Annotated in this window: 21 protein-coding genes and 1 pseudogene; 5 read left to right on the forward strand and 17 right to left on the reverse strand. The window is 48.1% G+C overall.

From position 1 onward, the window contains the following. Positions 1-156: 156 nt before the first annotated feature. The 5 genes from glpX to spo0F form a co-directional block, all read right to left on the reverse strand. Positions 157-1,122, reverse strand: coding sequence for a class II fructose-bisphosphatase (gene glpX, locus HWY38_RS03490; RefSeq protein ID WP_003151105.1), 966 nt, complete (start codon positions 1,120-1,122; stop codon positions 157-159). A 33-nt stretch (positions 1,123-1,155) separates the two neighbouring features. After that, the gene (locus tag HWY38_RS03495; RefSeq protein WP_007407612.1) at positions 1,156-2,445 is read right to left on the reverse strand and encodes a UDP-N-acetylglucosamine 1-carboxyvinyltransferase; all 1,290 of its coding nucleotides are present in this window, start codon (positions 2,443-2,445) and stop codon (positions 1,156-1,158) included. 309 nt (positions 2,446-2,754) lie between these two features. After that, on the reverse strand, positions 2,755-3,393 hold the full coding sequence (fsa, locus tag HWY38_RS03500) for a fructose-6-phosphate aldolase (protein ID WP_003151103.1): 639 nt from the start codon (positions 3,391-3,393) through the stop codon (positions 2,755-2,757). 118 nt (positions 3,394-3,511) lie between these two features. Next, entirely contained in the window at positions 3,512-4,369 is an 858-nt protein-coding gene (locus HWY38_RS03505; protein ID WP_003151102.1) for a class II fructose-bisphosphate aldolase, read from the reverse strand. A 175-nt stretch (positions 4,370-4,544) separates the two neighbouring features. Further along, the gene (gene spo0F, locus HWY38_RS03510) at positions 4,545-4,919 is read right to left on the reverse strand and encodes a sporulation initiation phosphotransferase Spo0F (RefSeq protein WP_012118670.1); all 375 of its coding nucleotides are present in this window, start codon (positions 4,917-4,919) and stop codon (positions 4,545-4,547) included. Positions 4,920-5,083: 164 nt separating this feature from the next. Here spo0F and HWY38_RS03515 point away from each other — a divergent pair, with 164 nt between their 5' ends. Then, positions 5,084-5,605: a DUF2529 domain-containing protein gene (locus tag HWY38_RS03515; protein ID WP_007614394.1), complete on the forward strand. Its 522-nt coding sequence runs from the start codon at positions 5,084-5,086 to the stop codon at positions 5,603-5,605. 47 nt (positions 5,606-5,652) lie between these two features. Here HWY38_RS03515 and pyrG read toward each other — a convergent pair whose 3' ends face one another. From pyrG to HWY38_RS03530, 3 genes are all read right to left on the reverse strand, one after another. Continuing rightward, entirely contained in the window at positions 5,653-7,260 is a 1,608-nt protein-coding gene (pyrG, locus tag HWY38_RS03520; protein WP_003151098.1) for a glutamine hydrolyzing CTP synthase, read from the reverse strand. A gap of 240 nt (positions 7,261-7,500) precedes the next feature. After that, positions 7,501-8,028: a DNA-directed RNA polymerase subunit delta gene (gene rpoE / locus HWY38_RS03525; protein ID WP_007614395.1), complete on the reverse strand. Its 528-nt coding sequence runs from the start codon at positions 8,026-8,028 to the stop codon at positions 7,501-7,503. 227 nt (positions 8,029-8,255) lie between these two features. Next, positions 8,256-10,364, reverse strand: a complete 2,109-nt coding sequence (locus HWY38_RS03530; RefSeq protein WP_224181268.1) for a heterodisulfide reductase-related iron-sulfur binding cluster — start codon at positions 10,362-10,364, stop codon at positions 8,256-8,258. Positions 10,365-10,496: 132 nt separating this feature from the next. Between HWY38_RS03530 and cls (HWY38_RS03535) the strand changes: the two genes are divergently transcribed. The 3 genes from cls (HWY38_RS03535) (at position 10,497) to HWY38_RS03545 (ending at position 13,012) form a co-directional block, all read left to right on the forward strand. After that, complete coding sequence (gene cls / locus HWY38_RS03535; RefSeq protein WP_224181269.1) at positions 10,497-11,696, forward strand: cardiolipin synthase; 1,200 nt, start codon at positions 10,497-10,499, stop codon at positions 11,694-11,696. Positions 11,697-11,708: 12 nt separating this feature from the next. After that, positions 11,709-12,671 (forward strand): UV DNA damage repair endonuclease UvsE, encoded by a 963-nt coding sequence (uvsE, locus tag HWY38_RS03540; protein ID WP_224181270.1) that lies wholly within the window; start codon positions 11,709-11,711, stop codon positions 12,669-12,671. 68 nt (positions 12,672-12,739) lie between these two features. Further along, a complete protein-coding gene (locus tag HWY38_RS03545; protein WP_003151087.1) occupies positions 12,740-13,012 on the forward strand; it encodes a hypothetical protein in 273 nt (90 codons plus the stop codon). A 65-nt stretch (positions 13,013-13,077) separates the two neighbouring features. Here the strand turns inward: HWY38_RS03545 and HWY38_RS03550 are convergent, their stop codons facing one another. The 8 genes from HWY38_RS03550 to HWY38_RS03585 form a co-directional block, all read right to left on the reverse strand. Beyond that, positions 13,078-14,805, reverse strand: a complete 1,728-nt coding sequence (locus HWY38_RS03550) for an ABC transporter ATP-binding protein (RefSeq protein ID WP_007614400.1) — start codon at positions 14,803-14,805, stop codon at positions 13,078-13,080. A gap of 80 nt (positions 14,806-14,885) precedes the next feature. Continuing rightward, positions 14,886-16,388, reverse strand: a complete 1,503-nt coding sequence (cls, locus tag HWY38_RS03555) for a cardiolipin synthase (RefSeq protein ID WP_224181271.1) — start codon at positions 16,386-16,388, stop codon at positions 14,886-14,888. Positions 16,389-16,483: 95 nt separating this feature from the next. Continuing rightward, positions 16,484-17,113, reverse strand: coding sequence for a YitT family protein (locus HWY38_RS03560; RefSeq protein WP_032875913.1), 630 nt, complete (start codon positions 17,111-17,113; stop codon positions 16,484-16,486). 139 nt (positions 17,114-17,252) lie between these two features. Further along, complete coding sequence (gene narI, locus HWY38_RS03565; protein ID WP_007407624.1) at positions 17,253-17,924, reverse strand: respiratory nitrate reductase subunit gamma; 672 nt, start codon at positions 17,922-17,924, stop codon at positions 17,253-17,255. Further along, positions 17,921-18,478 carry a nitrate reductase molybdenum cofactor assembly chaperone gene (gene narJ / locus HWY38_RS03570; protein WP_224181272.1) on the reverse strand — a complete coding sequence of 186 codons (558 nt, stop codon included), beginning with the start codon at positions 18,476-18,478 and terminating at the stop codon, positions 17,921-17,923. The genes narI and narJ overlap by 4 nt, the downstream gene beginning before the upstream one ends. Positions 18,479-18,503: 25 nt before the next feature. Next, positions 18,504-19,967 (reverse strand): nitrate reductase subunit beta, encoded by a 1,464-nt coding sequence (narH, locus tag HWY38_RS03575; protein ID WP_224181273.1) that lies wholly within the window; start codon positions 19,965-19,967, stop codon positions 18,504-18,506. Beyond that, complete coding sequence (locus tag HWY38_RS03580; RefSeq protein WP_224181274.1) at positions 19,957-23,643, reverse strand: nitrate reductase subunit alpha; 3,687 nt, start codon at positions 23,641-23,643, stop codon at positions 19,957-19,959. Before HWY38_RS03580 ends, narH begins: the two co-directional genes overlap by 11 nt. A gap of 178 nt (positions 23,644-23,821) precedes the next feature. Further along, the gene (locus HWY38_RS03585; RefSeq protein WP_224181275.1) at positions 23,822-24,298 is read right to left on the reverse strand and encodes a Crp/Fnr family transcriptional regulator; all 477 of its coding nucleotides are present in this window, start codon (positions 24,296-24,298) and stop codon (positions 23,822-23,824) included. A 142-nt stretch (positions 24,299-24,440) separates the two neighbouring features. Here HWY38_RS03585 and HWY38_RS03590 point away from each other — a divergent pair. Continuing rightward, positions 24,441-25,159 (forward strand): annotated as a pseudogene (locus HWY38_RS03590) (YwiC-like family protein). 31 nt (positions 25,160-25,190) lie between these two features. On the opposite strand, the gene HWY38_RS03595 reads toward HWY38_RS03590, so the two are convergent. Then, positions 25,191-25,907, reverse strand: coding sequence for a Crp/Fnr family transcriptional regulator (locus HWY38_RS03595; protein WP_224181276.1), 717 nt, complete (start codon positions 25,905-25,907; stop codon positions 25,191-25,193). Positions 25,908-25,925 lie beyond the last annotated feature (18 nt).

Here is a 25,925-nt window from a genome sequence, read left to right on the forward strand (position 1 = left end):
TCAAAAGAAGGAATGACACAGAAAAATCGCAGCACTCTTTATTTTTACCTCATTTCAAAAAATTATTCAACTTAAATAATGCTTTGACATATAAATGATAGGGTTGACTCTTTATTGCAAAAGAAAAGCGGGACTTTCCGTCCCGCTTTTCTCTATTTATGGCCGGATCACAAGATTTGGTTTTTTCTTCAGGCTGTGTCTTCCGTCAACGAATCGGACCGTTCCTGATTTCGCCCGGATGACCAGACTTTCAGTCGTACCGACGGAGCCTTTGAACTGAACGCCTTTCAGCAGCTCTCCGTCCGTGACGCCCGTTGCGGCAAAAATGGCGTCATCCCCTCTCACAAGGTCCTCCATCCGGAGCACTTTGGATACATCAAGGCCCATTCGCTCACAGCGGGCCTGCTCTTCCGCACTTTGCGGCAGGAGCCTGCCGATGATTTCGCCGCCGAGCGCTTTTAACGCAACGGCAGACAGCACGCCTTCAGGAGCCCCGCCTGAACCGAAGAGAATGTCTACTCCCGTATGGTCAAAGGCCGTATTGATGGCGCCCGCGACATCACCGTCGTTGATCAGTTTGATTCTGGCGCCCGCCTCACGCAATTCAGAGATGATTTTTTCGTGTCTGTCACGATTTAAAATGGTTGCCACGACATCTTCAATGTCTTTGTTTTTCGCTTTCGCAACGGCTTTTAAGTTATCAATGACAGGCGCTTCAATATCGATGCAGCCTACCGCTTCGGGACCGACCGCGATTTTTTCCATATACATATCCGGGGCGTTCAGCAATGTTCCATGGTCGGCGACCGCGATCACCGTCAGCGCATTCCAGCCGCCGCTCGCTACGATGTTTGTGCCTTCAAGAGGATCGACGGCGACATCGACGCGCGGGCCGTATCCGTTTCCGAGCTTTTCGCCGATGTAAAGCATCGGCGCTTCATCCATCTCGCCTTCCCCGATCACGACCGTGCCTTTCATCGGCACCGTATCAAATACGTCACGCATTGCGCTTGTCGCCGCATCATCAGCTTCATCTTTTTTCCCGCGGCCCATCCATCTGGCAGATGCTAAAGCCGCCGCTTCAGTGACTCGAACCAATTCCATCGATAAGCTTCTTTCCATTTCAACACGATCTCCTCTCAAAAGTCCGCATTTCTATGAATTTTGGAGCTGTTCTATCTCTTCGTCCGTCAGTCTTTGCCGCCAGATTGTGGCGCCCAGACCTTCGAGTTTTTTCTCAAGATTGCTGTAGCCGCGGTCTAAATGCTCGAGACCGGTAATTTCGGTTACGCCGTCAGCCATGAGCCCGGCGACGACCAGACAAGCGCCTGCACGCAGATCGCTCGCCTTTACTTTTGCGCCCTGAAGCTCGGCCGGACCTGTGATAATGGCCGACCTGCCTTCCACTTTCATGTTGGCCCCCATCCGTCTCAGCTCATCTATATGTTTAAATCGGGCCGAGTAGATGGTGTCGGTTACGACGCTCGTACCGCTGGCTCTCGTTAACAGAGATGTCATCGGCTGCTGAAGATCAGTCGGGAATCCCGGGTAAACAAGCGTTTTTACGTCGACCGGTTTTATCTGCTTCTGCCCGCCGAGCATAAGAAGCTGATCGTCACTCGTCTCAATGTGAAAACCCATTTCCCTGAGCTTCGCCGTTAATGACTCCAGGTGAGTCGGTATGACATTATCAATAATGACTTCTTTCCCCATCGCGGCGCCGGCGATCATAAAGGTGCCCGCCTCAATTCTGTCCGGAATGATCGTATGCCTGCATCCGTGCAGCTCTTTTACGCCGTCGATTCTGATTACATTGGTTCCCGCGCCTTTGATCTTTGCGCCCATGCTGGTGAGCAATGTGGCAACATCAATAATCTCAGGTTCCTTGGCGGCGTTTTCTATCACGGTTTTACCTTCAGCCAGTACAGCGGCAAGCATGATATTGATCGTCGCTCCGACGCTGACGACATCTAAATAAATCCGTGCGCCTCTCAGCCTTTCGGCGCGCAGATAAATCGCGCCTTGTTCATTGGTGACCTCCGCCCCAAGCGCTTCAAACCCTTTGATGTGCTGGTCAATCGGCCGCGGCCCGAGATGACATCCGCCCGGCAGTCCGATGACCGCCTGCTTGAAGCGGCCCAGCATCGCGCCCATTAAGTAATAGGAAGCGCGGAGTTTTTTCACTTTGCCGTTGGGAAGCGGCATGCTGATCATCGGGGAAGGGTCGACGACCATTTCTCCTTTTTCAAAATGGACGTTTCCGCCGATTTCTTTCAGCAGGTCACGCAGCGTTTCAATATCTGAGATCTCCGGAAGCCCTTCGATCGTTACTTCGGAATTTGCCAGAATGGTTGCGGGTATCAATGCGACGGCGCTGTTTTTCGCACCGCTGATATGTACGGTTCCGTTTAACGGATCGCCGCCGGCAATATTCAACTTTTCCATGATAGTCTCCTTCCATAAGAAGATAGCTGCGGAGCGTAAATAAAATGGCATTTTATTCTGTCTCTGCAAATAAAGCTCTTGTCCAAAATGTAGCCAATTCGAAGAGAAAGAATACAAGGACATTATAAAATAACAGGAAGAAAATAGCGAAGCTTTGCGGGGCATTTTTAACACAGGATGCACAGAGGCCCGCCGGGTTCACATTCCGGGGAAACACACTCTTCACTTTGATACTGAAGGCCCGCTGCCAAACAGGAAAACATAAGGGTGCGGCAAACGGATGCAACCGGTTTGCCGCCCTTTTCACCCTTATTTATTCCAGTCTGCCAAGAATTGCTCGATGCCTTTATCCGTTAACGGATGTTTCGTCAGCTGGTGAATGACTTTAAGCGGCATCGTACCGATATGCGCACCGCGTAAAGCGGCTTCAGTCACGTGCTGCGCATGACGGATGGAAGCTGCGATGATTTGTGTATCAATATCATGAATGTCAAAAATCTGTCTGATTTCTGAAATCAGTTCAAGACCGTTATGGCCGATATCATCCAGACGGCCTAAGAACGGAGATACATAAGTCGCTCCGGCTCTTGCCGCCAAAAGCGCCTGGTTGGCACTGAAGATGAGCGTTACGTTTGTTTTAATGTTCAGGTCGCTCAGCGCTTTTACGGCTTTTAACCCTTCAGACGTCATCGGGATTTTCACCGTGATATTCGGCGCGATTTTCGCAAGTTCTTTACCTTCTTCAATCATCTCTTCAGCATTCAGGGAAATGACTTCCGCGCTTACTGATCCGCTCACGACTTCCGTAATCTCACGAAGTCTGTCATGGAAAGACACGTCAGCTTCTTTCGCCACTAAACTAGGGTTTGTCGTAACTCCGGCAAGAACGCCAAGTTCATAAGCTTCTTTAATCTCGTCAATGTTTGCTGTATCAATGAAAAATAACATAAGGAAAGCCTCCCCAGTAATAAATTTTCAGAACTGTAAAACATGATTGCGCTTTCTAAAGATAAGACATAAAACCGCCTGTCAATGCTGTCAGGCGGTTTATGGATGTTACATTGGATTAAGCTTGGTTTGAAGAACCGAACTCACGCATTTTGCCGATAACCGTTTCTTTGATCGCTTCACGAGCAGGTCCAAGATATTTACGAGGATCGTATTCGTTCGGCTTAGCTGCCAATGTTTCGCGGACAGCTTTTGCAGAAGAAATTTGGTTTTCAGTGTTTACGTTGATTTTAGCCGTACCAAGTGAGATTGATTTTTTAATGTCGGCAGTCGGAATTCCTGTACCGCCGTGAAGTACTAACGGAAGGCCGGTTGATTTGCCGATATCTTCCATTTCTTTGAAACCGAGGTTCGGTTCGCCTTTGTAAGGGCCGTGAACAGAACCCAGTGCAGGTGCAAGGCAGTCGATGCCAGTGCGCTCTACAAGTTCTTGACACTCTTTAGGGTCAGCATAGATTACGCCTTCAGCGATCACGTCATCTTCCTGTCCGCCTACAGTTCCAAGCTCAGCTTCAACTGAAACGCCGTGGAAATGAGCAAGCTCAACCACTTTAGCTGTAGTTGCTACGTTTTCCTCAAACGGGTGGTGAGATGCGTCGATCATTACAGAAGTGAAACCTGCATGAATCGCTTTCGCACAAGATTCAAAGCTTGAACCGTGGTCTAAGTGAATGGCGACAGGAACTGTCACTTTGTATTCTTCCATAAGAGCTTTAACCATGGCAACCACTGTTTTGAAGCCGCCCATGTAGCGTCCCGCGCCTTCTGAAACACCAAGAATAACCGGGGATTTTTCCTCTTCTGCTGCTTGTAAAATAGCTTGAGTGAACTCAAGGTTATTTAAGTTAAATTGTCCAACAGCATATCCTTTTTCTTTAGCTGTATTCAACATTTCCGTCATTGAAACTAAAGGCATGTCGAAAGTCCTCCTTATGTAGCCTGATTTGCTTCTTCTCGAAAAAAGCTTTCCACCTATAGCATGACCATAAAAACCTGTCATATGTAAAACAACAGATCGCTTTTTCTCCATCTCTAGGATACCAACTTTTCGACAAATCGGCAACACAATGACATAATTGTTTCTAATTTTATTAATTCGATTTTAGAGGTAAATATTTTTTCACCGCGTCTCTGATCTCATCAATGTCAAAAGGTTTCGCAAAATGGGTCAGCGCTCCGAGCTCTTTTGATTCCTTAATCATATCGAGTTCTCCGTAAGCGGTCATGATAATGACGCGGATGGATTCGTCGATCATCTTCATGCGCTTGAGAATTTCGATTCCGTCCATGCCGGGGATTTTCATATCTAAAAGCACGAGATCGGGCCGTTCTTTCGTTACGATGTCCAGCGCCTGTATGCCGTTGGCGGCCTGAAACGTCTGGTACCCTTCTTTATGAAACACTTCATTGAGCAATATGCGTATACCGTATTGGTCATCTACGATTAAAATCTTTTCATTCATCATTTTACACCCCAATATTATCATTTTCGTCAAAAGGAAGCAGTTGTTTATGTATTCTGTTTGATTTTCACATTTCCTTTAATTATAATAGTCTACTTTCCGACATTTTCTGAGCATTTTCTCTTTTGTTGTATACTGTTCTTGTATGTGTAAAGGAGGTTTCACTCATGTTAAAGATATTTACGACGCAGCTTGCAGGCATTTTTTCCCGCATTCAGGATAAGGAATCCGAAGCAATAGAAGACGGCGCGCGCCTGCTGGCGCAGGCAGCCGTCAGCGGTCATACCATTTATTTATACGGCGCAAATGAGATGCAGGGCATTTTGTGCGAGGCGGAACTCGGCTCAGAACCGATGCCTTCCGTCAAAGCGTTTCCGGATACAGCTGATTCGATTACAGAAAGCGACAGGGTGCTGATGTTTTGTTCAGGTCCGGGCACGGCTGAAGAACAGGCGCTGGCTCAAAAGCTTTATGAAAAAGGGATCGGCCTCGTTGGCGTATCTCCTGTCATCAAAGATCAAACCGGGATTGAGGCATTTTGTGATGTTCATATTGACAGCAAATTAAAAATGCCGCTTCTGCCTGATGAAGACGGGACAAGATACGGCTTTCCTTCATTAATGACAGGCCTGTATGTCTACCACGCACTGTCCTTTACGTTAAAGGAAATGATGCAGGAATATGCCTGATGCAGAAAAAAGACTTGCCGCTTTTAAAGGAGGCAAGTCTTTTTTTATTACTTCTGTTCTGCAGCTTGTACGGAAGCGCCGATAAAGTCTTTGAATAAAGGCTGAGGTCTTGTCGGTCTTGATTTGAACTCAGGGTGGAACTGGCAAGCGACATACCAAGGATGGTCTTTCAGCTCGATGATTTCCACAAGACGGCCGTCAGGGCTTGTTCCTGAGAACACAAAACCGTTCTCTTCCATTTGCTGTCTGTATTCGTTGTTGAATTCATAACGGTGGCGGTGGCGTTCGTATACCACTTCATCCGCATACGCTTCGAAGGCTTTCGTGTCTTCCTGAAGCTTACAAGGGTACAGTCCGAGACGAAGCGTTCCTCCAAGATCCTCGACATCTTTTTGTTCTGGCAGAAGGTCGATGATCGGATAAGGAGTGGACGGATCGATCTCCGCAGAGTGAGCCCCTTCCAGACCTAATACGTTTCGCGCATATTCAATGGATGCAATCTGCATACCGAGGCAGATGCCGAAGAACGGAATTTTATTCTCACGCGCATACTTGGCGGCGATGATTTTCCCTTCTACGCCGCGGTCTCCGAAACCGCCGGGCACGATGATTCCGTCTGTGCCGCCAGTCAGCTCTTGAATATTGCTTTCTGTCACTTCTTCGGCGTTAATCCATTTGATCTTCACATCAGCGTCAAACGCATAGCCGGCGTGGCGCAGTGATTCAACGACTGAAATGTAAGCGTCCTGAAGCTCGACGTATTTACCGACGAGGCTGATTGTAATGGTTTTAGACAAGTTTTTCACTTTCGTGACAAGGTCTTTCCATTCCGTCATATCCGGGTCTTTGCATTCTAATTTCATATGATCGCAGACAAGCTTATCGAGTCCCTGCTCCTGAAGGTTAAGCGGGATGGAGTAAAGGTTGTCCGCATCTTCGCACTCGATGACCGCTTTCGTGTCAATATCGCAGAAGAGCGCGATTTTATCTTTCATATCTTGAGAAATCGGCATTTCCGTGCGCACGACGATGATATTAGGCTGAATACCGAGGCTTCTCAGCTCTTTTACGCTGTGCTGCGTCGGTTTTGTTTTCAGCTCGCCCGCCGCTTTGATGTAAGGAACAAGCGTACAGTGAATGTACATCACGTTTTCATGGCCGATGTCGCTTTTCATTTGACGGATGGCTTCAAGGAACGGAAGGGATTCGATGTCTCCCACTGTTCCGCCGATCTCAGTAATGACTACATCTGCGTTTGTTTCTTTGCCTGCACGGTACACGCGGTCTTTCAGTTCATTTGTGATATGCGGAATGACCTGAACCGTTCCGCCGAGGTAGTCCCCGCGGCGCTCTTTTTTCAATACGGCGGAATAGATTTTACCGGTCGTCACGTTGCTGAATCTGTTCAGATTAATGTCAATGAAACGCTCATAATGCCCTAAGTCAAGGTCAGTCTCAGCGCCGTCATCGGTAACGAATACCTCACCGTGCTGGTACGGGCTCATCGTTCCCGGGTCAACGTTGATATAAGGGTCAAATTTTTGGATAGTGACGCTCATGCCTCTGTTTTTCAAAAGGCGGCCAAGTGACGCAGCCACAATTCCTTTTCCGAGTGATGATACAACTCCCCCGGTTACAAAAATATATTTCGTCATTTCGTTTGCTCCTCTCTTCGGTCTGCGCTACATTCCTTAAAATGTGCCGTTTTATAGAAAATCATTTCACTAAAAACAAATGATGTGTAAAAGAATTTGGGAGATGAAAATAAGAAAGCTCCCTTTCAATTTCTTGAAAGGGAGCGTAGCACTCTTATGAATTCTCTTCTTTTTGAAGAGCCCAAAATACATACTACATAGTTCGACAATGAAAGTCAAGATCGTTTTGCTGATATAAAATCAGTCTTTGCGTTCCTCTTCCTCATCATCATAATCTTCCTCATCTTCTTCAATCATCTCTTCTTCGATCTCAAGCTCGTCGTCATCTTCTTCATCGATATCTTCGTCGTCAAAGCTGTCTGCGTCAAGGTCAATATCTTCTTCTATTTCATCGAGATCGATGTCATCTTCATCAACTTCCTCGAATTCATCAAGGTCGAGATCTTCCTCAACGACTTTTTTCGCTTTTTTCTTTTTCGCTTTTACAGTCGGCTGTGTTTCTTCGTCCAGCTGATCGTACGGATACCAGCTGCGAAGCCCCCACGTCTGGTCTGACAGAGCAATAAAGCGGCCGTCAATGTTCAGGTCTGTATAAAATTGGGCGATACGGTCGCCCAGTTCCTCTTTCGTAACACCGAGCAAGGAGATCATTTCATTCAGCAGCTCCTGGAACGGAACCGGTTTTTTATGTTCTGAGAAAATTTCGTGAGCGATTTCAACTAAAGCCATCTGCTTCAGCTGTTCCTGAGAATATTGTTTGATACTCAAGGTCGGACACTCCCTTTCTATTACTTATATGTATCTGTTTCTATCCTATAATAAGAACGAATTTGTATTGTTTTGTTCATAAACCATACCTCTCATTATAAACAAATTAAAACAGAATATGCTACCCTTAACAGCGTAATTTAAGAAATTTTAGAGCCGTCCCGTCATAAATCGGCTGATGTGCGAAAATAAAGCCGCCGGCATATGCGCCGGCGGCCCGCTTCTTTCTATAAAGACTCTTGTTTTTCGGCGCCGAATACAGACATGGCGAGCAATTCACTGACATCATAAGTGCCGATCGCGTCTTCGGCTTCTTTCGCTTTCGTACCGTCACCGAGCATGGTCAGACAGTAAGGACATCCGGAGCTGATGACCGTCGGACTGACAGAAAGCGCCTGCTCAGTCCGGGCCGTGTTGATTCTCGCTCCCGTTTCTTCTTCCATCCACATGAGCCCTCCTCCGGCGCCGCAGCACATCCCGTTTTCGCGGCTGCGCTCCATTTCCTTCAATTGAACGCCCGGAATGGCTTTTAAGATCGCTCTCGGCGGCTCATACACTTCATTGTATCTTCCTAAATAGCACGAGTCATGGAAGGTAATCGTTTCATTCACCGGGTGAAGCGGTTTTAGTTTTCCCTGTGACACAAGCTCGGCTAATAATTCAGTATGATGATAGACTTCGGCCCGGAATCCGAAATCAGGATATTCATTTTTGAACATATTATAGGCGTGCGGATCAATCGTGACGATTTTTTTGATTCCGTGTTTTTCAAATTCGCCGATGTTGTGTTCCGCGAGCTCTTGGAACAGAAACTCGTTGCCCAAACGGCGCGGCGTATCGCCTGAGTTTTTTTCCTTATTGCCGAGAATCGCAAAGGATACGCCCGCTTCATTAAGCAGCTTTGCAAATGAGACGGCAATCTTTTGGCTCCTGTTGTCGTAGGAACCCATTGAGCCGACCCAAAACAAATAGTCGAACTCTTTGTCTTGTTTTTTCATTTCTTTCACTGTCGGAATCTCTGTATCGGCCTGCTCCCGCCAGTTCTCCCGCTCTTTCCGGTTTAAGCCCCACGGGTTTCCCTGTCTTTCAATGCTTGTCATGGCCCGCTGCGCGTCGCTGTCCATCTTCCCTTCCGTAAGCACAAGATAGCGGCGCAGATCGATAATTTTATCAACGTGTTCATTCATGACCGGACATTGATCTTCACAGTTGCGGCAAGTGGTGCATGCCCAAATCTCCTCTTCCGTGATGACCTCGCCGATTAAGCTCGGGTTGTAATCAATGGCTGCCGCCGCTTCACGCGATCCTCCCCCTGAGGAAGCCGCGGCGAGCTGATTCGCCTTCGTGTGCTGAAAAACGGGCGCGGGCACCCACGGAGATTTTGACGTCACGGCAGCGCCTTTCTCCGTCAAATGGTCTCTGAGCTTTAAAATGAGGTCCATCGGCGAGAGCATCTTGCCCGTACCGGAGGCCGGACACATATTTGTACAGCGGCCGCATTCGACGCAGGCGTAAAGGTCGACAAGCTGAGAGCGGCGGAAGTCTTCAATCTTTCCGACGCCGTAGCTTTCTTTCGTCTCATCGGTGAAATCGATTTTTTCCAGCTTTCCTTTTGAATCCAGCCTGCTGAGGAACACATTCGCCGGGCCCGCAATTAAGTGCGCATGCTTTGATTGCGGCACGTACACTAAAAAGCTGAGCAAAAACAACAGATGAAGCCACCATGAAACATAAAACACGGCGGCGGCTGCCGGCGCTGAAAGACCGCCGAGCACAAACGCAATGGAGGAAGCGATCGGTTCCGTCCAAGACAGAGAATGATCGTGCCATAAAAGGTTCATGGCGTTCCCGAGAAGCACCGTCACCATCAGTCCGCCGATAAACAGCAGGACAAGCCCCGCTTTAAACCCGCGTTTCAGTCTGACGAGTTTTTCAATGTAGCGCCGGTAAAACGCCCAGACTACGGCGATTAAAATCAGAAACGTGACGATTTCCTGAAAAAAGGTAAACGCCGGATAAAGCGGACCGAACGGCAGATGGCGGTCAGGAAGCAGCCCTTTCAGAATAAAATCAATTGCGCCGAACTGAACGAGTATAAAACCGTAAAAAAACAGAACGTGGATGATGCCGCTTTTTTTATCTTTCAGCAGTTTTTTCTGTCCGAACACATTCACCCATATCTTTTGAAGACGTTCTTTCAGGCGTTTATCAAATTCTTCCCTTTGGCCGAGCTTAATATAAGCGATCCTCGTTCTGATCAGGTAAACGAATAAATAAGCGGCGTAAGCGGTTACAGCTGAAAACAGCAGCGCGTTTACCATGAGAAATGCGTTCATCTTGTCTCCCCCTTTGTACCCCTCTTCATTGTCATATCTTTACTTTATCATAAATAATGAATGAGTGTTCAGTCAATAATTAAATTCACATTCTCAGGGCACACTACGAATACTTCGGAAAGGAGCGTCGGTATGAAGGTCATTTTTGTGTTGCTTGTCATTTTTATCATATTGATCGCACTTATGCTGCTTGATATGCTGCTTGGCCGGGCGGCGTACAAAAAACAGGCGTATGAGCCCGTTTTTGACCCGAAAAAGAGTGATATCACACTCATTCACTGCGGCAGCGAGCTTGTGCGGCAGATGACGGCCGATATCCGCCAAGCCGTCTCTTCTATTCATATGATGTTTTTTATTATGAAGAACGACCACGTCAGCCATGAGATGTTTGATTTATTGAAAGAAAAGGCTCAGGCCGGCGTCTCCGTATATCTGCTGCTCGATTGGGCGGGCAGCCGCCAAGTGAAAAAGCCTTCCATTCAAACGATGAAAAAAGCCGGCGTTCACGTTCATTTTCTAAATAAACCGGCATTTCCGTTTCTTTTTTTCAGGCTGCAAAAACGGAATCACCGAAAAGTGACCGTCATTGACGGCAAAATCGGCTATGTCGGCGGCTTTAATATCGCTGAAGAGTACCTCGGCAAAAAAGCGAAGTTCGGAAACTGGGAGGATTATCACCTGCGGATGACCGGCGAAGGCACGGCGGATCTTCAGACTCTTTTTGTAAGCGACCTGAAACGAAACACCGGAAAAACACCCGAATCACCCGGGGTTTATCCGGCATTATCCGAAGGGAATATCTCTCATAGGACATATGCATCTGACGGTTTTTCGCTTGAATCGCATTATGAAAACTGCATCCGTAAGGCGGAGAAAAAAATCATCATCGGCACGCCTTATTATGTACCGAGCAAAAAGCTTCAGGAAGCGCTTATTTCAGCCTGCCGAAAAGGCGTCAAAGTCATCTTGATCGTTCCGATGAAATCAGATCACCCGCTCGTTCGGGAAACAGCTTTTACCTATTATCCCGAGCTCCTGAAGGCCGGCTGCCTCATCTATCGGTATTATCAAGGCTTTTATCATGTTAAAGCCTTCATTATAGATGACCGCATCAGCATTATCGGCACGCCGAATTTTGATAAACGGAGCCTGTTCTGGAATGAGGAGGTAAATGTCATCATTCATGATGAGGCCTTTACAAAGGAAGTGCTTTCAACCATAAAGCAGGACATCGAAAAATCCGAGCTTCTCACATTAGAAAAAGTGAAACAGCGCTCCGTCAGACAGCTTCCTGCAGAATGGCTGGGAAAGGCCATATCTTACTTTTTATAAAGGAGAAACCATATGCTGTTCAGATTCGGATTCGTCGCAAACGCCATGTGCCTTTGGGACGCGTCCCCCGCCAAAACCTTAACATATGCGCGCTATACCAAGCTTTCCCGCAGTGAGCGGAAAGACGCCCTGCTTTCTGTGACGAAAGCAAATCTTACCAATACGCTGCGCACTCTCCACTATGTGGTCGGACACGGCATCCCGCTGTACAGGTTCTCAAGCTCGATTGTGCCGCTCGCCACCCACCCGGACGTGCTGTGGGATTTTGTTACGCCGTTTCGCCAGGAGTTTCGTGAGATCGGCGGGCTGGTCAGAAAATATGACCTGAGAACGAGCTTTCATCCGAACCAATTCACGCTTTTTACAAGCCCGAAACAGGAGATCACCGCAAATGCGGTCAAGGATATGGCCTATCATTATGACATGCTGGACGCAATGGGCATCGCGGACCGTTCCGTCATCAACATCCATGTCGGAGGCGCTTACGGTGACAAACAAAGCGCCCTTGGCCGTTTCCGCGTGAATCTGAAAGAACTTCCCGATGTCATCAAACAGCGGATGACTTTAGAAAACGATGATAAAACATATACGTCCGAGGAAACACTCAGTATATGTGAGCAAGAAGGCATTCCGTTTGTGTTTGATTATCACCATTTTTACGCCAATCCGACCGATGACGCTGATTTAGATGACATTCTTCCGCGGATGATCAAAACATGGCAGCGGATCGGCTTAAAGCCGAAGGTCCATCTCTCCTCGCCAAAATCGGAATCAGCCGTACGCAGTCATGCGGACTATGTGGATGCGAATTTTATTCTGCCGGTGCTGGAGCGGTTCAGACAATGGGATACGGACATCGATTTTATGATTGAGGCGAAAGAGAAAGACCGGGCGCTGCTCCGGCTCGTCGAAGAATTAAGCGCCATCCGCGGAGTCAAACGCCTGGCGGGCGGAGTGCTGAAGTGGAAGGCATAACCAGGTTTATCACCCGTTTATATGGGGAATTTCCGAAATAACAGACCATCAGACGGAGGAGAAAACATATGAAAAACATTACATCTTTGAAAATAGCCGCTAAGAAGTTCACTTTACGAAACATGCTTCAGCTTTATCAGCTTTGCCACACGGGAGGCCACGAGCTTTATATCTACTCTAAAAAAACAATGTGCAAGATCAAAGATATCATTGAGCTGGAAACGTTCAGAATGGCCCATAAAGAACAAGAATATTTAATTGTAGTGGAAGGAAAGAAAGCGGTGCAGCTTGTTGACCGTTTCAAACATATCATCGAACCTGCGCAAAAAGAAGCCCATTAAATACGGACTACATAAAAAAGGATAGACAGGAGGCTGCCCGGCCCCTTTTGTCTATCCTTTTTCTTTTATTGATGTATCAGCTCGCCGAATTGGGCCTGATGGAGTCTCTGGTACATGCCGCCGGATGCCAGCAGTTCCTTATGATGACCTTGTTCAGCAATGCCTTCTTTCGTGACGACGACGATCCGGTCCGCATCCTTAATCGTAGCCAGCCGATGGGCGATCACAAGCGTTGTGCGTCCTTCAGACAGCTCTTGCAGCGATTTTTGAATGGCGGCTTCCGTTTCTGTATCGAGGGCTGATGTAGCCTCGTCTAAAATTAAGATCGACGGGTTTTTCAAAAACATTCTGGCGATGGAAAGCCGCTGCTTCTGCCCGCCTGACAGCTTCACGCCGCGCTCGCCGATCACCGTGTTTAAACCGTCGGGATACCCGTTTACCAAATCCTCTAAATGCGCCTGGCGGACGGCCTGCCAGATTTCTTCCTCAGACGCATCCAGCCGCCCGTAAGCAATGTTTTCCCGCAATGTGCCGGAAAACAGAAAGACATCCTGCTGGACGACGCCGATTTGTCCGCGCAGAGATGACAGCGTCATGTCCTTAATATCGATACCGTCGATGGAAATCACGCCTTCAGACGGCTCATAAAAGCGCGGCAGCAGACTTGTGAGCGTTGATTTTCCCGCTCCCGAAGGCCCGACGAATGCGACTGTCTCCCCGGCATGAATGGACAAATTGATTCCCGACAGAACCGGACTGTTTTCTTCGTAACCGAATGACACACGATCATAACGGATATTCCCTTTTAAACCGGACACATGTCTCGCGTTCGGGGCGTCCTTGATATCAGGCTCCGTTTCCAGTATTTCTATAAAGCTTTTAAAACCGGCAATGCCTCTCGGATACATCTCAATAATCGCGTTGATTTTATCAATCGGACGGAACAGAACGTTCGTCAGCAGCACAAAAGCGACGAATTCCCCGTAAGATAGCGATCCGCGGATCACGAACCATGTCCCGCACAACAGGACGAACAGCGTGACGAATCTTGTCAGCATGTAACTGATCGAGCCGTTTTTCGCCATGATTTTATATGACGTCAGCTTTGTTTTGCGGAAACGCTGATTGTTCACGTCAAACCGCTGCGTTTCAAACGCTTCATTGCTGAAAGCCTGAACAAGACGGATGCCGCCGATATTGTTTTCAACCCTCGCGCTGAAGTCTCCGACGTCTTTGTTCAGTTTTGTAAACGCAGAGGTCATTTTTTTATTAAAATACAAAGCAAGCCAAATGACGACCGGCATAATGATAAAAGTCAACAGCGCAAGCTGCCAGTTAATAAACAGCATCACACCGAACGCGCCCAAAATCGTCATAATCGCGATAAACAGGTCTTCAGGCCCGTGGTGGGCGGTTTCTCCGATATACATCAAATCATTGGTGAGCTTGGACATTAAACTGCCCGTTTTGTTGTTATCGTAAAATTTGAACGAAAGCTTTTGCAGATGGTCGAAAAGCTTTTTCCGCATATCGGTTTCAATGTTAATGCCGAGCATATGGCCCCAATACGTCACAACATACTGAAGCGCCGAGCTGAGGGCGTACACCCCGAATAAAGCCGCCGAGGTCAAAATAATCAGACTCCAATCCCGCCCCGGGAGCAATGTATCGATAAAGTAATTGACAATCAGAGGAAAACTCAGCTCCATCAATCCGCCGGCAATGGCAGAAAAGAAGTCGAGAAAAAACAGCTTTTTGTACGGTTTATAATAAGAAAAAAATTGTCGCAGCACGATTCCGTCCTCCTTGTGCCTCGTTCTTAATGATAATATTTCTCAATTATACTATACACAAGGAGTTTTAAAAGCGTTTTTTATAAAATGCCGGAAAATAACCGTGCGAAGGATTCCTTCGTTCTTTCCCATAATGTGCGCTTATAGAAACGGACGGGGCTGATTTTTTCAGACTCCTTCATATCCTCCAGATAATGCGCTTCAAGATCTTTGATCGCCTCTTGATCTGTAAAAAAGACATTGACTTCAAAGTTCAGCTGAAAGCTTCTCATGTCCATATTCGCCGTCCCGACAGAGGCGAGGTTTCCGTCAGTGATGAGCACCTTTTGATGCATAAAGCCTTTTTGATAGGAATAGACTTCGATTCCTTCGCGAAGAAGCTCGGGGAAATATGATCTCGTCGCGTACTGGGTTAAAAACCCGTCATTGGTTTCCGGCACCATGACACGCACCCGGACGCCTCTGGCAGCAGCCTCCTTTAGCGCTGTGCGGATCGGCTCATTCGGCACGAAATAAGGCGTCGCGATCCATACAGACGATTCGGCCGCCGCTATCATGGCATAATACAGATCGCTCATCCGCTCCTTCATATCGGGGCCCGTCGGAACGACTTGATAGACGCCGCCGCTTTCTGCCGCAACCGGGCGGGTGTATGCTTTCTGATCAATCAGCACCTCATCCGAAACGTATTCCCAATCAAGCATAAAAATGCTGTGGAGCGTCTGAACGATTTCTCCTTCGACTTTCATATGGGTGTCCCGCCAAAAGCCGACATCTTGGTCTTTGCCGATATACTCCTTGCCGACATTCAGCCCGCCGACAAAACCGACTTTCCCGTCAACGATGACGATCTTGCGGTGATTTCTGAAATTGAATTTTTGGTTGAAAAAACCGTATTTCAGCGGCAGAAACGGGACGATGTTCACGCCCGCGCGTTTCAGTTTTTTAATATCTTTTCCGGCCAGCTTCAGGCTGCCGGCCGCGTCGAACAAAAACCGCACTTCCACGCCTTGACGCGCCTTTTCCATCATAATGTCCATCATCTTGTGCCCAAGCATGTCTGATTTGAACATGTAATACTCAATATGTATAAATGATGTTGCCGACCGGAGCGCTTCAAACAGCTCCGGAAATGTTTCGTCCCCGTTTTTGAGCACCTTCAGCCTGCTTTTTGTATTGATATTCATATGGGCCGCTTTGATTGAATACTGAAAGAAACGTTTTTGATTTCCTTTCAATCCGGACAAGTCGGGAGTTTGCTCCATATCAAATATCGTTCTCAGCTTTTCCCGGTTGTATGTCCGTTTCGACCTGAACAGCTTGCCTTTTTCATAAAGCTGGCCGGAAAAAAGGTAAAATAAGTACCCGGCGATCGGAAAAAACACAAGAATATGAATCCATAACAGCGTGTGCTGCGAGGTGCGGTTTTCAAGAATTAACGAATAGATGCTGAACAAAATAATGCTTGCATAGCAAAGCACCCCTCCGTAAAACTCAAGCCTGGAAACCGGAAAAAACCATATGACATATGCTCCGATAAGCATCATATATAAAAAGCAAAATTCCAGTCTCCTTTTCAGCATCCCGACTCTCTCCCATCTGATCCGATATCTCTGTATACCCTCTGTTTTCCGGCTTGTAAACATATGAAAAAGCCTCTCCGCACGAGCGGAAAGGCTTATGATGAAGCTTCCTGTGATTGGCCGGGTGTGATGTTCTGAAGCAATGCCGGATTGAGCGAGCAGCTGCCTTTGATTTTATTTTTGAAGATGCCGATGATCAGACCGGTGACCGCTATCGACACTAAGGAGAAGAGCCCTTTCAGCAATCCGACGGAGAAAATGCCGGCCAGCACGACGCCAAAATCGAAGAGGAAATTAACGGCACCCGGATTCCATCCGCAGCGCTTTTGCAGAAATAAAGCGAGGATATTGGCGCCGCCGAGCGATGCCTGATGATAAAACATGAGCGACAGGCCCAACCCGATCAGCGCCCCGCCGCAAATCGCCCCGGCAAGCGGTGAAACAGAGACCGGCGGCAGCCAGTGATCCGCGCCGGTAAACAGAGTCAGCACTGTGACTGCAAAAACGGTGGATAGAGTGAATTTGATTCCCATTCTGATGAGAGAAAATATATAAAACGGGATATTGATCAGAAAGAAGATAATCGCAAACGAGGAATGAAACACGTATGACAGGCTTAGTGACAGTCCCGCTGTGCCGCCGGTTAATACATGAGAATGTCTGAGTGTCAGGACGCCGGCGCTTGTCATCAGACAGGCGGCTAAAATGAGGAAAATCCGCTTCATTCTTCACTCTCCTTTTGTTGATGTTATTTCCAAATAAAACATAGCAGGAATCCCCGCCGCCCAGCCATTACCTTGGCAGAAAATATCTTATGTTTTTATTTTTCCACCATAAAAAATCCCCCTCTTGCAGGGGGGATTTTTACGTGCGTTTCCGATAGACAACATAGCTGCGGGTCAAATACTTGAGCGGCAGGCTGAACACGTGAACCAATCTTGTAAACGGCCAGAGGATAAAAACGACGTACCCTATGATGATATGAAACTTAAACCATAGCGGGACACTCTCCATCAAAGAAGCGTCAGGGCGGAACAAAACGATTTCCCTGAACCACGGCCCGACTGTTGCCCTGTAATCAAATCCTTTCGAGTCAATGTTGAGGAACGTGGCCGCAACGCCCGACAGCATCATAAAAAGCAGCAGGATGAGCGTCAGGATATCCGATGGTGAGCTGGTTTTGCGGATTCTTTTGTCAAACAGCCTTCTGTATGTCAGGATCACAAGTCCGGCACATGCCGCGATCCCCGCCGGCAGGCCTGCGCCGATCGCCATTTTGTGATACATATGCTCGGAAATGCCAAGAGAAGCATACACGCCTTCCGGGATCAAAATTCCCATGACATGCCCGCCGACAACGCATAGTAAGCCCCAGTGAAAAAGTGTGCTGCCAGCGGCGAGTTTTTTCTTTTCTAACAGCTCGCTTGATTTCGCCGTCCAGCCGAATTGGTCATGCTGATAGCGGTAAATATGCCCGCCGATAAAGATCGTCAATACAATGTATGGCATAACGCCCCACAGGATCTGCCCGCTCATTCCTGAACAGCCCCTTCTTCAGTGCTTTCATGTACACCGATGTTTTCCAGCGCGGCCTGCAGCACGCGCAGCAGCTCAGCATAGATGCTGTCATTTTTTTCGAGGCGGGAAGCCAGCTCCCTCACATTGGACAGGTATTTCTCAAACACGCTTCTCGCCGCTTCAATCTCCGCAACCGCGGCGAATTCCAGCATCAGCGGCAGGTAATCTGGCAGTTCTTTATCTGTCGGCAGGAAACCGGATTGCTGGTAGGTGTTTTTTAAATGCAGCAATTCGATGCCGCGTTCCCTCTGCTCGCCTGAGTTAAAGTAGGTGACGTACATATTCGTTTTTTTTCCGAAATCGAACGTATACACATAGTGTTCAATCAGCGCTTGCGGAGAAAAGCCGGCTGCCGCCTCTAAAAAGTGCAGCAATTTCTCACGGATTTGCTGATTGTTGATGTCATGGATAAGAGCCTTCCAATCGGGAAGCCCGGCTCTCCACTCTTCCTCCGGATATGAGAGAAGAACGGAAAGAGCGGAGAACGTCATTTGCCGGTCTGTGGTGTTCATGTTATTACACCTCATTTATGAAAAATTAGAAACAAGAGCCCGGGCCGCCTGAAAATGATAAGCCGCAGCTCCCTTGTTCAGCGTATAAATCAGACACTTCTTCACGATGGCTGCTCGGGATCACAAAGCGGTCATCATATTTGGCGATTGCCAGCAGCCGATACATGTCTTCAATTTGCTGTTCGGTTAAGCCGACACTGGAGACCAATGCCGGGTCGATGGATTTATTCGTCTGCACCGCCCTCATATACTGGCGCATGACAGACATTTTCTTTAACGTTGACCGAATATGTTCCGTATCACCGGCCGTTAATAACTGCGCCAAATAGTCAATCGGAATTCTCATTTGGTCGATAGCCGGAAAAATCGCTTCCGCCGTTTGCCGGCTGCCTTTTCCTTCAAAGAGATTCATTATCGGGCTGAGCGGCGGAATGTACCAAACCATCGGCAGCGTACGGTACTCAGGATGAAGCGGAAGCGCAATCTTCCAGTCAATGATCATTTTATAAATCGGCGATTGCTGCGCAGCCTCTATCCATTCAGCAGGGATGCCTTGTTCTTTTGCCAGTTTGGCAATCTCAGGATCATTCGGATCAAGAAAAACGTCCAGTTGGGAATGGTAGAGATCCTTTTCATTTTCAACAGAGGCCGCTTCCTCCACTTTGTCCGCGTCATACAGCATGACGCCGAGATAGCGGATTCTGCCCACACACGTTTCGGAGCAGATGGTCGGCAGCCCCGCCTCCAATCGCGGGAAGCAGAGTGTGCATTTTTCCGCTTTGTTCGTTTGCCAGTTAAAATAGACTTTTTTATAAGGACAGGATGACACGCAATACCTCCATGAACGGCATGCGTTTTGATCCACAAGCACAATGCCGTCTTCATCGCGTTTGTACATGGCGCCGGAAGGACAGGATGACACGCACGCCGGATTGATGCAGTGTTCGCAAATACGCGGCAGATACATCATAAAGACCTCATCGAATTCCGTTTTAATGGATTCCTCCATTTTTTGAACGTTTGGATCTTCAAGCCCTGTAATATGGCCGCCCGCGAGATCATCTTCCCAGTTCGGGCCCCATTCGATATTCATAAAATCCCCCGTCAAGGACGATTTCGGCCGTGCCACCGGCTGGTGTTTTTTCTGCGGGCTGTTTGTTAATGTTTCATAATCATAGTTCCAAGGTTCATAGTAGTCATCAATCGTCGGCTGGTTCGGGTTATAGAAAAGGCCTGCAAGCCGATTCGTTTTCGGGCCTGATTTCAGTTCAAGCTTTCCTTTTTTCAACGTCCAGCCGCCTTTATATTTGTCCTGATCCTCCCATTGCTTCGGGTAGCCGATGCCAGGCTTTGTTTCTACATTATTGAAGTACATATATTCCGCACCGGAACGGTTTGTCCACGTGTTTTTGCAGGTGACGCTGCACGTGTGGCAGCCGATGCATTTATCCAAGTTCATGACCATCCCGATTTGCGCTTTAATCTTCAAGCCAATCGACCTCCTTCAGCTTGCGGATGACGACATTCAGATCGCGCTGATTCCCCGTCGGACCGTAATAGTTAAAGCCGTAACTGAGCTGGGCATAGCCCCCGATCATCTGGGTCGGCTTGACGTGGATCCTTGTCGGGCTGTTATGGGTACCTCCGCGGTTATTTGTCAGTTTTGTGCCGGGCACATTAATGTGACGGTCCTGTGCATGGTGCATAAACGCCATTCCTTTAGGAATCCGGTGAGACAAAACCGCTCTCGCCACGACAACGCCGTTTCGGTTGAAGCATTCAATCCAATCGTTGTCTTTGATATCCGTATCCGCAGCATCATCTTTATTCATCCACACGGTCGGCCCGCCGCGGAACAGCGTTAGCATCGGCAGAGAATCAAAATACATGCTGTGGACGGACCATTTATTATGCGGCGTCAAATAATTAAGAACGATTTCTTTGCCCTCTTGATCAGGCCGCTTGCTTAGGAACGGACGGTGCTGGAGGATCGGTTTAAATGTCGCCATCGTTTCACCGAATTCCATCATCAGTTCATGATCGACATAATAGGATTGTCTGCCTGTCAGCGTCCGCCACGGAATTAATTTTTCCACATTCGTCGTAAACGGCGAATACCTGCGCCCCCCTTTTTCTGAGCCGGTAAAGGCCGGAGAGGTGATGACCGTTTTCGGCTGGGCTGTAATTTGCTCGAACGTAAAGCATTCTTCCTCGCGCTCTTCCGCCAGGTCTTTCAGCTTCAGGTTTGTGATGTTTTCAAGCGATTCCCATGCTTTCACGGCGACTTTTCCATTGGAGGTGGACGACAGGGTTAAAATCGCTTCCGCTGCCTGCTTCGCTTCACTTATATTCGGGCATCCTTTGGCAACGCTGTTTGAATCGGTTTCTCCCAGTCTCTGTTTGAGTGATTCATATTCATCTGCAATCGACCAGCTCATCCCTTTTGTTCCGCTCGGTTTTAAAGCCGTATGAGGGCCGAGCGCGGTCATTTTATGAAAAATGTGTTTGTAATCCCGTTCAACGACATGGATGTTCGGCATCGTTTTTCCCGGAATGGCTTCACATTCACCTTTGCTCCAGTCATTGATTTTGCCGAACGGCTGGGCCAATTCCTGCATCGTGTCGTGGAGGAGCGGCGTGGCGACTACCTCTTTCACCGGCTCCATATCGACTTCTTCCGCCAGATCGGAAACGGCTTTTGACAGCGCCTTGAAAATATCCCAGTCTGACTTCGATTCCCACGGCGCCGAGATGGCCGGAGCAAATGGATGAATAAACGGATGCATATCCGTGCTGCTGAGATCGTGTTTTTCATACCATGTCGCCGCCGGCAGCACGATATCGGAATACAGCGCCGTACCCGCCATTCGAAAATCGAGGTTGATTAACAAGTCGAGCTTTCCTTCCGGTGCCTGCTCCCTCCATTTGATTTCTTCAGGGCGAATGCTGTCGCTGTCGTCATTCATCAAACCGTTCGTCGTCCCCAGCAGATGCTTAAGAAAGTATTCATGCCCTTTTCCTGAGCTGGAGATCAGATTTGCCCGCCATACGAAGAGATTCCTTGGGAAATTCACTTCATTGTCTGGGTCTTCAATCGCGAATTTCAGTTTTTTCTCTTGAAGCCGTGAGGCCACGTACGCACCTACGTCTTCAGGTGTCGCCGCCCCCGCCTTCTCAGCTTCTTTGTACAGATCAATGCCGTTTTGATTGAATGTCGGGTAGGACGGAAGCCACCCTAATCGCGCCGCCAGCACATTGTAATCGGCGTGATGCTTGTAGCGGGATGAAGAAGCGATCGGTGAAGCCAAGTCACTGATCGGCTGGTCTTCATAACGCCACTGGTCTGTCGCAAAGTAGAAAAACGAAGTGCCATTTTGCAGCTTAGGCACGCCTTCCCAGTCCTTTGCGGTTGCAATCGTCTGCCACCCTTCAGCGGGACGGAGCTTTTCCTGACCGACATAATGAGCCCAGCCTCCGCCGTTTACGCCTTGGGCGCCTACGAGTAAAACAAGATTTAACACCGCACGGTAAATCGTGTCGGAGTTGAACCAGTGGTTAATGCCGGCCCCTACGATAATCATGGATCTGCCGTCTGTATCGATCGCATTTTGGGCAAACTCCCTGGCAATCTGTATAACGGCTTCTCTTTTAATTCCCGTGATCTGTTCCTGCCAGGCAGGTGTGAACGGACGGGGATCATCATAAGATGCGGCTGATTGTCCGCCGATGCCCCGGTTCACGCCGTAGTTGGCCAATATCAAGTCAAACACGGTCGTGACGTACGTCTCCTCACCATTCAGATCCAATTTTTTAATAGGAAGATTCCGCTCCAGCACTTTGTTTCCGTCATTTGAAAAATACGGAATGCGCACCATGCCGATTTCGTCCTCTATTCCGAGCACGGAGAGACGGGGCTCAATCTGTTCCCCGGTGTCTTCGTCGATCATGTGCAGATTCCATTTCTGCTGCCCGTCCCAGCGGGAGCCCATTGTTCCTTGCGGTATGGCAAACGCACCTGTCTGTTCATTCCAGACCGCCGGCTTCCACTGATCATTTTTTGTCTGCCGCCCGATGTCTTTTGCATGCAGAAACCGCCCGGCTGTATACACGCCGTTTTCTTTTGACAGAGTGACGAAGAATGGAAAATCGGTGTATTGCTTCGCGTACTCAGTAAAACGTTCAGTTTCTTGGTTCACGTAAAATTCCTGCAAAATGACGTGACCCATCGCCATCGCAAGCGCCCCGTCAGTCCCCTGGCGGATACTCAGCCAGTCATCCGCAAACTTTGAGGATTCCGCAAAATCCGGGCTGATTGAAATGACCTTGGCGCCTTTATAGCGGGCTTCCGCCAGAAAATGCGCATCAGGCGTTCTCGTTAACGGAACGTTGGAGCCCCATGTGATGATATAGCCTGAATTGTACCAATCACTGCTCTCCGGAACGTCCGTCTGGTCGCCCCAAATTTGCGGGGACGCCGGCGGAAGATCCGCATACCAGTCATAAAAACTGAGCATTGGGCCGCCGATTAACGACATGAATCGCGAACCTGATGCGTGGCTGATCATGGACATCGCCGGGATCGGAGAAAAACCGACATTCCGGTCAGGCCCGTATTTCATCACTGTATACAGCAGAGAGGCTGAAATCAGCTTCAGCACCTCCGGCCATTCCGCGCGGACAAAGCCGCCTTTCCCCCTTGCCTGTTTATAGGACTTCGCTTTTTCAGGGTTTTCGACGATCGATTTCCAGGCATCCAGCGGATTTTGATGCGCCTGCAACGCTTCCCGCCACAAATTGATCAGCACACCGCGGACATATGGATATTTCACACGGAGCGGGCTGTAGATGTACCAAGAAAAACTGGCCCCCCGCGGACAGCCTCTCGGTTCGAAATCAGGCATATCCGGGCCTGTTGATGGATAATTCAAGTTTTGTCCTTCCCACGTGACAATTCCGTTTTTCACATAAATATTCCAGCTGCAAGAACCCGTACAGTTGACGCCGTGGGTGGAGCGAACGACTTTGTCGTACTGCCATCTGTTTCTGTATACATTCTCCCAATCACGATCTTCGCTTGTCGTTTGGCTATGGTTATTTGAATGATGTTCGATAGGAGAAAAATAGTTTAATCTCCTGAGCAACGGACTCATTTTCTTTTTCTTCATGATCGTTCACTCCTTCCGAGTCAGGTGATGCTATGTACACTATAAACAGAGACGGCGCATCACCTTGTGAACTATGTCACACACTCTGCTTTTTTCACAAAACGTTCACACAGAGCAGCAGGAAGGATTTTCAAACGATATGGGGACGCCCGGCGTCATCAAAAAAAACCGGTTCTGTTTAAGAACCGGGTTCGGCGTTTTCATCCCGTGATGTATGCAGATACCGCAAAAACAACTGATAGGAACAGAAGACATTTTGCTGAAGCATCGCCAAAAAGTTCATTTGCAGCCGCGGATGGTAAGACATCATTTGCTTAAATACGGAATATGGAATATGGAGTACCAGAATATCCGGTGAGGCATTGACTGAGATAAAAGGCGATAAAGAGAGCCCGCCTTTTTCATCAATCGGAAACACATCGCCTTTTTCCCACAGCGCAACGGTTTGCGACCCTACAGGGAGCCTGCTGTCCGTAAAACGGATATTGCCTTTTAATACAATATAAACGGATTGTGAATGAAGAAAGGATGGAGATTGGTCAGATGAGCCGCGGATAAACGTCCCGTTTTTCAGCAAGGTTTCGACAATGGACAGAGGCACTTCATTAAACATAGGAAGTTGTTTCAGAAATAATAAATAGTCACACTGATTCATAGGAAAGCCTCCTGTGCTAAGGATAGCTTTAGTGTAGCCCGATTGAGCCCGCGCGGCAGTGATGTATTTCACAGCTTGTATGATAAAAGTCACTAATCAGGAGAGTGTTTGCACTTATAATGAAATAAAAAGGGGGGTTTCGATGAAGGCGATGATTCCGAAGCAGCACGGCGCATGGGCGATGCTGCTGATTCCATTTTTACTCGGCATGGTCAAGGGAGGCCCGGTTTTCTGGCATATTCCGCTCTTTTTGGGCTGGCTGTTCCTTTACTTGACGGTTTATCCCGTTTCGCTCGCTTTGAAAAAAAACAGCTTCAGCCCTATCAAAAGTGGATATGGTATTACGGTTTTCCGGCCTGCTGCTTTTTGATCATTTCTGTCTTTCATAAGCCGCAGCTCGTCTGGATCGGCGTTTTTTTATTGCCGCTGTTTCTCATACATACGCATTATGCCCGCCGAAAAAACGAACGGGCGCTCACGAATGATATTGCAGGTGTTCTGTTCTTTTGTTCAGGCGGGCTTGCGAGCTGCTGGCTGGGAACGGGAACCCTTGACGGCTGGGCCTGGTTTCTATTCTTGCAATCCGCTTTATTTTTTGTCGGGAGTTCTTTTTATGTGAAATCGGTCATACGGGAGAGAAAAAACAGAACCTTTGCATACTGGTCGTGGGGATATCACCTCTTGCTCCCCTTTTTATCGGCTCTTTTCGGGGCAGGCTGGGCGTTTCTCGCTTTTATCCCAAGCAGTCTGCGGGCCTGGTTTTTTCACGGAAGAGACTGGCCGGTGAAAACGATCGGCATTCTGGAAATCGTAAATGCCGGCTTCTTTCTTGCCGTCATGTGCCTGTTTATCACAAGGTAAAAAAACAAGGACACCGCTGTCCTTGTTTTTTTCAGTCAATATTGCAGATCTCAAGCGGACAATTTTCACACTCGATCTCGCATCGTAAATAGTGCCGCTTGTGCAAAATAATTTTTCCGGTTTCGTCTATCGAAATAACCCCTTGTTTGCGGAGGTCTCCCAGCATGCGGTTGACGCTCTCCCTTGCCGCCGCGCAAAACTTAGCCAAATCCTGATTTGTCAGCACAATGTTAATCAGAATCCCGTCGCTTCGTTCCACCCCGTAGCTGTTTGATAAGCGGATAAGGGTGGAATAGAGCGCCCCCTTTTTGCCGTGAAGAAGCAGGTCCCTGATCTTGGACTGGATTTTTCGAAGATGGGTGCTCATCCATTTCATAAATTCAAACGTCAAAACACCGTTTTGGATCAATTCCTTTTCCAGCTTGTTTTTATTGATGACGAGCACCTCGCCATCCTCTAACACTTTCGCACTGAGCATATATCTCGGCTCATCTGTGAATAGCGTCAATTCCCCGACAATATCGTTTTTTTGGCAGATTCTAAGCGTCAGGTCTTTTCCGTCAGACGTCAGCTTGCCGATTTCAATGAGTCCTGATTGAATCAGATAAAGCTCTTTTGCATCCATTCCTTCTTGAAACAAATACGTGTGTTTTTTCATTTTCCTTTTCGTACTGATCGATTCCAGCAATTCATGCAGTTCGCGGGAAAGAAGTTCTTTATCAGATTTTCGGACAGAGAGAATATTCATGAGCTCACCTCGAAGAAA

It is taken from the genome of Bacillus sp. KS1 (assembly GCF_020075515.1).
Classification (GTDB): domain Bacteria; phylum Bacillota; class Bacilli; order Bacillales; family Bacillaceae; genus Bacillus; species Bacillus velezensis.

Excerpts from the sequence above, each read along its gene's own strand:
- glpX (WP_003151105.1), bottom strand. The coding sequence starts at position 1,122 with ATGGAAAGAAGCTTATCGATGGAATTGGTTCGAGTCACTGAAGCGGCG.
- HWY38_RS03495 (WP_007407612.1), bottom strand. The coding sequence starts at position 2,445 with ATGGAAAAGTTGAATATTGCCGGCGGCGATCCGTTAAACGGAACCGTA.
- fsa (WP_003151103.1), bottom strand. The coding sequence starts at position 3,393 with ATGTTATTTTTCATTGATACAGCAAACATTGACGAGATTAAAGAAGCT.
- HWY38_RS03505 (WP_003151102.1), bottom strand. The coding sequence starts at position 4,369 with ATGCCTTTAGTTTCAATGACGGAAATGTTGAATACAGCTAAAGAAAAA.
- spo0F (WP_012118670.1), bottom strand. The coding sequence starts at position 4,919 with ATGATGAATGAAAAGATTTTAATCGTAGATGACCAATACGGTATACGC.
- HWY38_RS03515 (WP_007614394.1), top strand. The coding sequence starts at position 5,084 with ATGTTAAAGATATTTACGACGCAGCTTGCAGGCATTTTTTCCCGCATT.
- pyrG (WP_003151098.1), bottom strand. The coding sequence starts at position 7,260 with ATGACGAAATATATTTTTGTAACCGGGGGAGTTGTATCATCACTCGGA.
- HWY38_RS03530 (WP_224181268.1), bottom strand. The coding sequence starts at position 10,364 with ATGAACGCATTTCTCATGGTAAACGCGCTGCTGTTTTCAGCTGTAACC.
- cls (WP_224181269.1), top strand. The coding sequence starts at position 10,497 with ATGAAGGTCATTTTTGTGTTGCTTGTCATTTTTATCATATTGATCGCA.
- uvsE (WP_224181270.1), top strand. The coding sequence starts at position 11,709 with ATGCTGTTCAGATTCGGATTCGTCGCAAACGCCATGTGCCTTTGGGAC.
- HWY38_RS03545 (WP_003151087.1), top strand. The coding sequence starts at position 12,740 with ATGAAAAACATTACATCTTTGAAAATAGCCGCTAAGAAGTTCACTTTA.
- cls (WP_224181271.1), bottom strand. The coding sequence starts at position 16,388 with ATGCTGAAAAGGAGACTGGAATTTTGCTTTTTATATATGATGCTTATC.
- HWY38_RS03560 (WP_032875913.1), bottom strand. The coding sequence starts at position 17,113 with ATGAAGCGGATTTTCCTCATTTTAGCCGCCTGTCTGATGACAAGCGCC.
- narI (WP_007407624.1), bottom strand. The coding sequence starts at position 17,924 with ATGAGCGGGCAGATCCTGTGGGGCGTTATGCCATACATTGTATTGACG.
- narJ (WP_224181272.1), bottom strand. The coding sequence starts at position 18,478 with ATGAACACCACAGACCGGCAAATGACGTTCTCCGCTCTTTCCGTTCTT.
- HWY38_RS03580 (WP_224181274.1), bottom strand. The coding sequence starts at position 23,643 with ATGAAGAAAAAGAAAATGAGTCCGTTGCTCAGGAGATTAAACTATTTT.
- HWY38_RS03585 (WP_224181275.1), bottom strand. The coding sequence starts at position 24,298 with ATGAATCAGTGTGACTATTTATTATTTCTGAAACAACTTCCTATGTTT.
- HWY38_RS03595 (WP_224181276.1), bottom strand. The coding sequence starts at position 25,907 with ATGAATATTCTCTCTGTCCGAAAATCTGATAAAGAACTTCTTTCCCGC.